Below are 9726 nucleotides of genomic sequence, written 5' to 3' on the forward strand. Positions count from 1 at the left end.
GTCGCCCCAGACCAAGGCCTTCCCCGAGTACTACCCGCTGGTCATCACCGGCTCGCTGCTGGCGCTGCTCTGAGCACACCCGCCGGACGGGTGCCGTGATCAGAGGGAGGCGCTGATCGAGGTGCCGGTGTGGTTGCCGGGCACGGCGGTGAGGTCGAGGTACTCCGGGGCGGTCCAGGTGCCGTCGCCGTGACGGGAGGTCAGCAGCACCCTGTTGTCGGCGGTGGTGACGGCGAACCGGGCGTCGGTGTCGACGGGCGCGGCGCTGACGCTGGTCCCGGCGGCGCCGGCGAGGGAGTCGAACGGCCGCCAACTTCCGTTCGCGTAGCGCACGGTGTGGTACTGCCCGCCGCTCGTGACGACGGCGACATCGAGGTCCCTGTCCTGCGGGGTGACGGCGACGCCGGTCACCGGCGCGGTGGCCCCGGCGGCCCCGGCGACCGACGTCCAGGAGGACCAGGCCCCGGAGGCGAAGCGACGGGTGTGGGAGACCTTCCCCCCGGACACGGCGGCGATGTGCAGCTCCCCGCCGCGGACGCCGGCGGTGGCGATCGACGTGATGCCGGTGAGCGGCCCGGTCTCGTCGGTGACCACCCCGAAGACGCTCCACCGGCCGTTCGCGGGGCGGCTGCTGTGCAGGAGCCGCCCGTTCGCCACGACGACGATGTGCAGGGCGCCGTCCACGTTGGCGATGGAGACCTGGGTGATGCCGCCGAGGTCGGCGACGGTGGTGTTGAGGTCGACGAACTTCTGGCCCCAGCCGCCGTCCAGGTTGTGGACGGCGTAGTGCAGGTGCCCGTCACCGCCGAGCGCGAGGACGTGGGTGTCGCCGTCGATGCCGACCGAGGAGACGGCGCGCACACCGCCGATGTTCCCGGCCGCCGCCTGGACGTCCTCGTACGGCGTCCACGAACCGTCGTAGAGACGGGTCGTGAGGTACAGGTCGGCGTCGCCGCGCACCAGGGCCCGGGTCTTCCAGCCCCAGGACCTGGCCCGCACCTGCTGGACCCAGCCGGAGACGTCGTCGACCCGGGCGCCGTACGCGCCGGTGCGGGTCTCGCCGGCGGGGGCGCCCAGGCAGCCGCCCTGCCAGGAGCGGGAGGCGACGGCCACCAGCTCGGCCCTGCCGCCCGTCTCGCGGACCACCGGGGCGCCGGTGTCGCCCTTGCAGACCGCCGCGCCGCCCGTGCCGGTGACGCCGAGGCTCGTCGCGCTCACCGTGTCGAGCGAGAACGCGCCGGTGTGCAGCTTCAGCGGCGCCCACTCGTCCTTGGTGCGCCCGTACCCGGGCACCCGCAGCGGCTGCCCGGCGGCGGGGGCGGTGGAGGCGACCGCGATCGGGGCGATGCCGTCGACGGGCGTCGCGAGGCGGGCCATGACCAGGTCACGGCCCTGGTACGGCACCAGCTCGGAGACCTCGGAGGTCTTGCCGCCGGAGGTGGTCAGGTCGGTGCGGCCGACGGTGGCGGTGGTCTTCCACTTTGGCGCACCGGCGGCCGGGGCCTGCGGCTGCGCCGGGTCGTCGGCGAAGCAGGAGGCGGCGGTGAGCACCCAGTTGCGGTCCACCAGGGCGCCGGTGCAGGTGCGCAGGCCGTCGCCGATCGCCAGGCGGGCGGTGTAGGCGTAGGAGTCGGCGGGCGCGGCGTCGCCGACCACGGCGCCGGCCGGGGTGCAGGTGCCCAGTACGCCGGCGGCGGTGGCCGCGGCGAGTACGCCGGTGCGCCAGGAGCGGGACGGGGTCGTGCGGGGCATGGGGATTCCTCTTCGGGTGAGTGGGTGACCGCCGGTCGGGGCCGCCGGGCCGCGGGGCCGCCGTCGGCTTCGCGCCGGCGGCCCGGGCGGGGTGTGCGAGGGGTGTGCGAGGTCTGCTACCGGCCGGGGACGGCGATGCCCTGGGTGGACTTGCCGCTGCCGCTCCAGTCGCCGGTGACCGGGAACCCGCCGTCGCCGTAGGAGACGGAGGCGGCGGATCCGTCGGCGGTGGCGCCGCGGAAGCGGAAGACGCTGCCGGCGGGGTGGTAGACGCCGACCTGGGTGGTGCCGCTGCCGGTCCAGTCGCCGGCGACGGGCGTGTCCCCCTTGTCGCCGAACGTGAACGTGGTGTCGGCGTCGCCGTCGTGGTCGGAGTTCACGAGGTAGAAGGTGGCGGTGTCGGGATTGAACAGCCCCGGGGTGTCGTAGCCCTTGTGCGTCCAGTCCCCGGCGATCGGCTTCCAGTTGCCGCCGTCGCCCAGCATGAAGGTCGTCACGGTGCCGTCGTGGTGGCGCAGGTGGAACTCGGCGGTGCTCGGGCGGTAGGTCCCCACCTCGCTGGTGCGGCCGCCGTCCCAGCGGCCGACCACGGGGATGTCGCCCGGCTCGCCGAACGGGAGGTCGATCGTGGCGGGGCCGCCGTCGAGCGAGTTCGTCAGGTGGAAGCGGGCGGTGGTGGGGTCGTAGGCGCCGGGGGTGTCCCCGCCGGTGCCGTCCCAGTTGCCCGTCAGCGGGATCATCGGGCTCTTCCCGAAGTCGAACGTGGCCCGGGTGTTGACGTTGGACTGGGCGGAGTCGGAGAGGAACCAGCGCAGGACGCCGGGTGCCTGGGGCGGCATCGTGCCGGAGCGGAGGAACCTGATCCAGTCGCCGAGGTCGTCGGTGCGGGTGCCGACGGCGCCGCTGCGGGTGGTCTCGGCGCTGCCGAGGCAGCCCTTCTGCCAGGAGGTGCTGCCGACGGCGACGAGCTGGGCGGTGCTGCCGGTCCCGCGCAGGGCCGGTCCACCGGTGTCGCCCTTGCAGAGGGCGGCTCCGGCCGGCGCGGTGCCGGTGATGGCGATGCCGGTGGCGGTGACGCCGTTGACGCCGAAGGCCGCGGTGTGGAGCTTGTCGGGCACCCAGTCGGCCTTGGTGCGGCCGTAGCCGGCGACGTGCAGGGTCTCGCCCGGGGCGGGTGCTGTGGTGGCGACGGCGAGTGGGGTGATGTCGGTGACGGGGGTGGCGAGGCGGGCCATGACCAGGTCGCGGTCGGTGCGGGGGACGAGCTCGGCGATGTCGCGGACCTGGCCCGTGGTGGTGGGGTCGGTGCGGCCGACGGTGGCGGTGGTCTTGAGCGTGGGCGGGCCGGTGGGGACGGTTGTCGGTTGGGCGGGGTTGTCGGCGAAGCAGGAGGCGGCGGTGATGATCCAGTACGGGTCGATCAGGGCTCCGCTGCAGGCGCGTTGGCCGTTGCCGATGTCCAGTTTGGCGGTGAAGGCGTAGGAGTCGGCGGGTGCGGTGTCGCCGCTGACGGCGGGGGCTGGCGTGCCGGACAACAGGGTGCCGGCGAGGGCGGCGGCGGTGAGCGTCCCGGCCGTCCATGCGGAGCGCGGGTGCGAGCGGAGCATGGGTGGTTCTCCAATCCTGGACCTGACGGCGTCTCGGGCGGGTACGTCACGGGTGCGCTCAACCGGTCGCGGTCAGCCCGTCGTGGGGATCTGGCCGACGATGGACCAGCCGGACCAGGCCCCGTCGCCGGCCTTGGTGGCATGGGCCATGACGCCGTCGGTGCCCTGGCCGAAGACCTCGGCGGTCCGGGTGTCCGGGTTGTAGACCGCGGCGGGGGAGCTGCCGAACTTCCAGCTGCCGGTCATGGTCCAGGCCGACCAGCCGGTGGCGCGGCTCCACGTCGCCCGGTACATGGAGGCGTCGGTGCCGGTGGCGAACAGGTCGAGGGTGTTGGCGAGCGGGTTGTGGAGGATGGCGGGGGTGCCGGCGAACTTCCAGTCGCTGGGGCCGATCACGTACCAGCCGGACCAGCCCTCGCCGTTGGTGTTGTAGAGGTGGGCCATGGTGCCGTCGGTGGTCAGGGCGAAGACCTCGGCGGTCCGGGTGTCCGGGTTGTAGACGGTGGTGGGGACGCCGCGGAACTTCCAGGTGCCGGTCATGATCCACGGTGTCCAGCCGCCGGCCCGGTTCCACGTCGCCCGGTAGATGGACCCGTCGGTGCCGGTGGCGAACACGTCGAGGGTGTTGGTGACCGGGTTGTGGACGACGGCCGGTACGCCGACGAAGGCGCCTCCGGGGTTGAGGGTGAACCAGCCGTGCCAGCCCGCCCCTTCGGTGTTGTAGAGGTGGGCCATGACGCCGTCGGCGCGCAGGGCGAAGACCTCGGCGGTCCGGGTGTCCGGGTTGTAGACGGTGGTGGGGGAGCCGCGGAACTTCCAGTCGGCGGTCATGGTCCAGGCCGACCAGCCGGTGGCGCGGCTCCACGTCGCCCGGTAGATGGACCCGTCGGTGCCGGTGGCGAACACGTCGAGGGTGTTGGTGACCGGGTTGTGGACGACGGCCGGGGAACCGGTGAACCGCGCGCCGTCGCCGAGGACGTACCAGCCGGACCAGCCCTCGCCGTTGGTGTTGTAGGCGTGGATCATGGCGCCGTCGCTGCGCAGGGCGAAGGTCTCGGCGGTCCTGGTGTCCGGGTTGTAGACGGTGCTGCGGCCCCCGGAACGGGCGGCGACCACGGCGGACCAGGCGGAGACGGCCTGCTGGATCCAGCCCCCGAGGTCGTCGACCCGGGTCTCGTACGCGCCGGTGTGCGTGGTCGGGGCGGCACCGAGGCAACCGTTCTGCCAGGAGCGGCTGTTGACGGCGGCGAGCTCGTAGCGGTCGCCGACCTTGCGCAGGGCGGGGCCGCCGGTGTCGCCCTTGCAGACGGCGGCGTCGGCGGGGGATTTGGCGGCGATGGCGAGGCCGGTCGGGTCGACGGCGCCGACGGTGAAGGCGGCGCTGTGGAGCCGGTCGGGCACCCACTCGGCCTTGGTGCGGCCATAGCCCGTCACCAGCAGGTCCTCACCGGCGGCGGGTGCGGTAGTGGCCACGGCGAGCGGGGTGATGTCGGTGACGGGGGTGGCGAGCCGGGCCAGGACGAGGTCGCGGTCGGTGCGGGGGACGAGCTCGGCGATCTCGCGGACCTGGCCAGTGGTGGTGGTGAGGTCGGTGCGGCCGACGGTGGCGGTGGCTTTGAGCGCGGGCGGGCCGGCGGGGACGGTTGTCGGTTGGGCAGGGTTGTCGGCGAAGCAGGCGGCGGCGGTGACGATCCAGTACGGGTCGACCAGGGCGCCGGTGCAGGCGCGCTGGCCGTTGCCGATGTCCAGCTTGGCGGTGAAGGCGTAGGAGCCGGCGGGCGCGGTGTCGCCGTTCAGGGCGGGGGCTGGCGTGCCGGACAACAGGGTGCCGGCGAGGGCGGCGGCGGTGACCGTCCCGGCCGTCCATGCGGTGCGTGGGCGTGAGCGAACCATGAGGTGGCTTTCCTTCGTCTGCCGGGCGGTGGCGGTGGCGGTAGCGCCGGGGAAGCGCGGACCGGGGGTCACGCCGTGGCGGTGATCTCCAGCAGGGTGAACACGCGCTCCTGCGGGTCGGCGGTCTCCCCGACCGGCGTCCACTTGTTCTTCTGCACGTCGAAGGACTTGGCCTCGGTGCCCGTCTGCATGTCGACGCGTACGGCGTAGTCGTTGCCCTTGGCGCCGTAGACGGAGGGGAGTTCGAGGCTCAGGCGGCCGGTCGCGCCGGTGACCTGGAAGCAGAACCGGCCGTGGCCGACCGGGTCCGTGGTCGACATGCCCCGGGCGTTCACTTCGAGCAGGCCGGGGCGGCTGTCGCAGGTGGCGAGCAGGATGTGGCCGTCGCCGCTCTTCAGCTTGATGCCGCGCTCCTTGAAGATCCTGTCGGCCTCCGGGTACGCGAAGTCCTCGACGGCCGGCGGCGGGGTGTCGTCCGCGGTGACGGCCCCGGCGGTGGTGGTACCGGCCCCGGCGGCGCTCACGGTTCCGGCGGGTACGGGGGCGGCGCCGACCGTGGTCAGACCCGTCAGGGCGACGGCACCGGCGACGGCACCGACGGTCAGGCAGCGAATCAAAGGCTTCATGCTGGTGGGGCCTCCTCGTTCGGAATTCCACGGGCAAGGGAATGGTGTGATCGAAGTAAACGATGCGCCGACCCGGGCCTGCGCAGGGCGCTTCGCCATCGGGTCGGAGGCCTATTGGTATCACGGTCGCCGAGTTCCGTAAAAGGGTCGGGTTCGAGCCAATATTGCGGACCGAGCGGCCTGCGGCGATCCCCTTCGGAAACCGGTAGCCCGGCCTTGGGGCCCCCTCAAAGTGCCTCTGACCAGCTGTTTCTTCCACTCGACGTCCCAGCGTGCTCGATCCGTGGCATGGCTCGTGAATTCGGTATCGGACCCGTGGGTTCACGACCTGTGCGACAGTTCGACAGGTTGTTGTAGACGGTTCCGAAAATGCCTGGAATTCCAGTCGAAAAGCACTCAAGGAATTGAGGAGAAATGGTCGATAAATTATCCGGGATCACATTCCCGCCTAAGCGTCTCCGACGCGCCCGGCTGACCGCGGTGACGGCGCTGTCGCTGGCCATGGCGGTCTTCGGCACGACGGTGGCGGCGGCGGTCCCCGCCGATCCCGGGCCGGCGCCGCTGCCCGCGGGCGCGCGCACCCAGGTGGTCGAGGCGTGGGCGGCCGGCGGGTCGGCGGTCAAGGACGCGGCGGCCGCCGCGCTGGTCGGCGGCGATGCCCAGATCAGCGACTTCCTGGCCGCCGGCCTGCAGCGGGCGACCACCGAGGACGAGCGCCTCGCGGTCCTGAAGATGCTCGCCTTCGCCGACGCCGGCGTGCGGGCCGCGGCGCAGCAGGCGCTGAACGGCACGGACGCGCAGCTGCACGACTTCGTGCTGACCGGCTTCCGGGCGCCGCTGCAGGAGGACCGGCGCGCGGCCGCCCTGGCCGCCATCGGCACGGGCGGCCGCGCCGTCCAGGATGCGGCGCAGAAGGCGCTCGACGACGGTTCCGCCAAGGCGTTGACGGACTTCCTCGGCGAGGGCCTCGCCCGGGCCCGGGAGGAGGACCAGCGGGTCCAGGTCACCAAGGTCCTGGCGACTGGCGGCCCCGAGGTGCAGAGGCTCGCGCAGCGGGCCCTGACCGGGACGGCCGAGGACATCACCGACTTCCTGGACAGCGGGCTGGAGCTGGCCCGCGCCCGTGACCAGGAGACCCTGACGATCAGCCAGCTGGTCGAGGCCGCGACGGAGGCCGGCAAGCGCGCCAAGGCCGAGACCGACGCGGCCAAGGCGGCGGGCGAGCGTGCGCAGGAGGCCTCCCGGCTGGCCAAGGAGGCCGCGCAGAAGGCCGCCGTGGAAGCCGAGGCGGCCAAGAACGACCTGGTGAAGGCCGGTCGGGCCGCGAACCGCGCGGCCGAGGCGGCGGAAGGCGCCGCCAACGCCGCGCGGACCGCGATCCAGGCCTCCAACACGGCGGTGGCCGCGGCCCGGACGGCGGCGAACGCGGCCCGCGGCGCGGCCAGTGCCGCGGCGGCCGCGAGTCAGGCCGCCACGCGTGCCTACCAGGCCGCCTCGGCGGCCCGCCAGGACGCCGGCCAGGCCCAGGCGGCCCGCAACGCGGCGCAGGCCGCCCGGGACGCGGCAGCCGGCGCCCGCAGTGCCGCGGACGCCGCCGCGAGCGCGGCCGTCTCGGGCGCGCAGGCCGGGCTCTCCGCGAGCTCCGCGGCCAGTGCTGCGCGCAACGCGGCGGACGCTGCGGACGCGGCGAGTTCGGCCGGGGTGTCCGCCGGCCAGGCCACGGCGCAGTCCCGGCGGGCGTCGGAGGCGGCCGCACTCGCCCGCAGCGCCTCCGCCTCCGCCGACGCGGCCGCCAAGCGGGCCAACTCGCTGGCCTCCAGCGCGGCTTCGGCCGCGAAGGACGCGCAGGCGGCCGCCAACGGGGCCGCCACCCACGCGGAGAACGCCGCGAAGGCGGCGGACGCGGCCGCCGACCAGGCGGGCAACGCCCAGGACTGGGCGAACAAGGCCACCGAGCACGCCAACGCGGCCGTGGCCGCCGCGAAGGTGGCGGGCGACGCCGTGGCGGTGGCGCAGAAGGTCGAGGTGCTCGCCCGGGAGAGCGAGCAGGAGGAGCTCGAGGCCGACGCCAAGGTCGGGGTCGAGGAGGCCACGACGCTCCGCAAGGACGAGCAGGAGGAGGAGCGGTCGCGGGAGACCGCCATGACCCAGGCGGCAGCGGTCGACGAGGCCACCCGGCAGCTCGTCGCCAAGGCCGCCGACCCGGCGGTCGACACCGCGACGGCGGCCGCCGCCGGCCGCCGGGCCGCCGTCAACCTGATGGCCAGCAGCGGCGCGTGGACCAGCCGGGCCGCCCAGGGCGCACTCTCCGGCACCGACCAGGACGTGATCGGCTGGGCCGTGTCGCAGTACCCGAAGGCCCTGCGGCAGGACGACCGGGAGAAGACCCTGGTGTTCTCCACCCTCGGCGGCCCCGGCCTGGCGGAGGCGGCGCAGCGGGCGCTGGCCGCCGACAGTCCGGCACAGATCGAGGCCTTCCTCACCCAGGGCATCCACGACGTCCAGGCCGAGGACAACCGGATCCGGACCCTCAAGCTGATGAACAACGCGGGCAAGGCGGTCACCGACGCCGGGAACGCCGCCCTGAACGACGGCTCCTCGAAGGCCCTGACCGAATTCCTGGCCACCACCTACTGGCAGGCCAAGGCCGAGGACGACCGGGTGTCCGTACTCGCCGTCATGGGCAAGGGCGGCCCCACCGTGGCGGCCCTCGGACAGGTCGCGATGGCCGGGCCGGACTCGATGCAGAGCGACTTCGTCGCGCGGAGCCAGTACCGGGCGGCCCAGAAGGACCAGGACACCGCCACCCACGTGGCGGCGGTCCGCGCGCTGATCGCGAGCGCCGCCCGGATCGCGGCGCAGGCGAATCAGGACGCGGCCGAGGCGTCCACGGTCGCGGCCCAGGCCCGCTCGGCCGCCGCGGAGGCCGGCCAGTGGGCCGACCGGGCCCGGGCGTCGGCCTCGCAGGCCAAGGGCTACGCGGACGAGGCACGCAACCGGGCCGCCGAGGCCGCGGCTTCCGCCACCGCCGCGGCGGCCTCCGCCCAGCAGGCCAATACCGCCTCCGTCACGGCGAAGCTGGCGAGCCGGCAGGCCAACTACTCCGCGAACCAGGCCGCCGTGTCGGCCCACAGCGCGGTGGCCTCGGCGGCCAACGCCGCCGCGTCGGCGGCCGAGGCCAGGGCCTCGGCGCTGGCGGCCGGCAAGAGCTCGGAGGAGGCAGGGCAGGCCGCCAACGAGGCCGGGAACATTGCGGCCCGCAAGCGCGAGCAGGAGCAGGCGGCGGAAGCGGCCAGGGCGGCGGAGCAGGCCCGGCAGAACGCCGCGAACAACGTCAATCCCGCCGACAACCCGGCCTACGACACGATCGGGCCGATCTCGGCGGGCATCGACTCCGGCGACGACTCCAGGGCCACGGCCCGTGAGTATGCCAAGCTGGCCAACAGTGTCAGCAATTACCTGAGCATTGCGGCCGGAGTGGCCAAGTACATCCCGGGCCCTTACGGGCGGGTCGCCTGGGCGGGCCTCACCGTGGCGTCGGTGGCCGCCAGCGGGGTGAGCGTCGTGCTGACCGGCTACGGGTACGGGTGGACCAGCCAGGAGTTCCGGGCTTCCCTCTTCAAGTTCGGGGAGAAGAGCCTCCTGCCCTTCATGCCGATCGACAAGATCGCGAAGTTCTCGGTAGGCGGGAAGGATCTGGTGAACAGGGGAACACAGGCCGTCGTCCGCTCGGGGTCCAAACTCATGCGCGGCATCAAGCGCTTGTGGTGACGCGGGCCGTGGGGGGGGGGGGGGGGGGCCCGCCCCCCCCCCCCCCCCCCCCCCCCGCCGCCGGGGGGGCGGCCCCC

5 protein-coding genes are annotated in these 9726 nt (G+C 74.0%); 1 reads left to right on the top strand and 4 read right to left on the bottom strand.

What is annotated here, in order from left to right; all coding sequences use genetic code 11:
• Positions 1–99 precede the first annotated feature (99 nt).
• The 4 genes from ACWDCZ_RS36880 to ACWDCZ_RS36895 all read right to left on the bottom strand — a co-directional run bounded on the left by ACWDCZ_RS36880 (position 100) and on the right by ACWDCZ_RS36895 (position 5878).
• Entirely contained in the window at positions 100–1752 is a 1653-nt protein-coding gene (locus tag ACWDCZ_RS36880; RefSeq protein ID WP_449818188.1) for a trypsin-like serine protease, read from the bottom strand.
• A gap of 116 nt (positions 1753–1868) precedes the next feature.
• A complete protein-coding gene (locus ACWDCZ_RS36885; RefSeq protein ID WP_449818189.1) occupies positions 1869–3359 on the bottom strand; it encodes a S1 family peptidase in 1491 nt (496 codons plus the stop codon).
• A 72-nt stretch (positions 3360–3431) separates the two neighbouring features.
• The gene (locus ACWDCZ_RS36890) at positions 3432–5252 is read right to left on the bottom strand and encodes a trypsin-like serine protease (RefSeq protein ID WP_449818190.1); all 1821 of its coding nucleotides are present in this window, start codon (positions 5250–5252) and stop codon (positions 3432–3434) included.
• A gap of 68 nt (positions 5253–5320) precedes the next feature.
• On the bottom strand, positions 5321–5878 hold the full coding sequence (locus ACWDCZ_RS36895; RefSeq protein WP_234348716.1) for a hypothetical protein: 558 nt from the start codon (positions 5876–5878) through the stop codon (positions 5321–5323).
• Positions 5879–6358: 480 nt separating this feature from the next.
• Between ACWDCZ_RS36895 and ACWDCZ_RS36900 the strand changes: the two genes are divergently transcribed.
• A complete protein-coding gene (locus ACWDCZ_RS36900; RefSeq protein WP_449818191.1) occupies positions 6359–9649 on the top strand; it encodes an ALF repeat-containing protein in 3291 nt (1096 codons plus the stop codon).
• Positions 9650–9726: the final 77 nt, after the last annotated feature.

Source organism: Kitasatospora sp. NPDC001225, from assembly GCF_053597855.1.

Bases quoted from the DNA above. Each gene is read 5' to 3' on its own strand.
- ACWDCZ_RS36880 (WP_449818188.1), bottom strand. From the start codon at position 1,752: ATGCCCCGCACGACCCCGTCCCGCTCCTGGCGCACCGGCGTACTCGCC.
- ACWDCZ_RS36885 (WP_449818189.1), bottom strand. From the start codon at position 3,359: ATGCTCCGCTCGCACCCGCGCTCCGCATGGACGGCCGGGACGCTCACC.
- ACWDCZ_RS36890 (WP_449818190.1), bottom strand. From the start codon at position 5,252: ATGGTTCGCTCACGCCCACGCACCGCATGGACGGCCGGGACGGTCACC.
- ACWDCZ_RS36895 (WP_234348716.1), bottom strand. From the start codon at position 5,878: ATGAAGCCTTTGATTCGCTGCCTGACCGTCGGTGCCGTCGCCGGTGCC.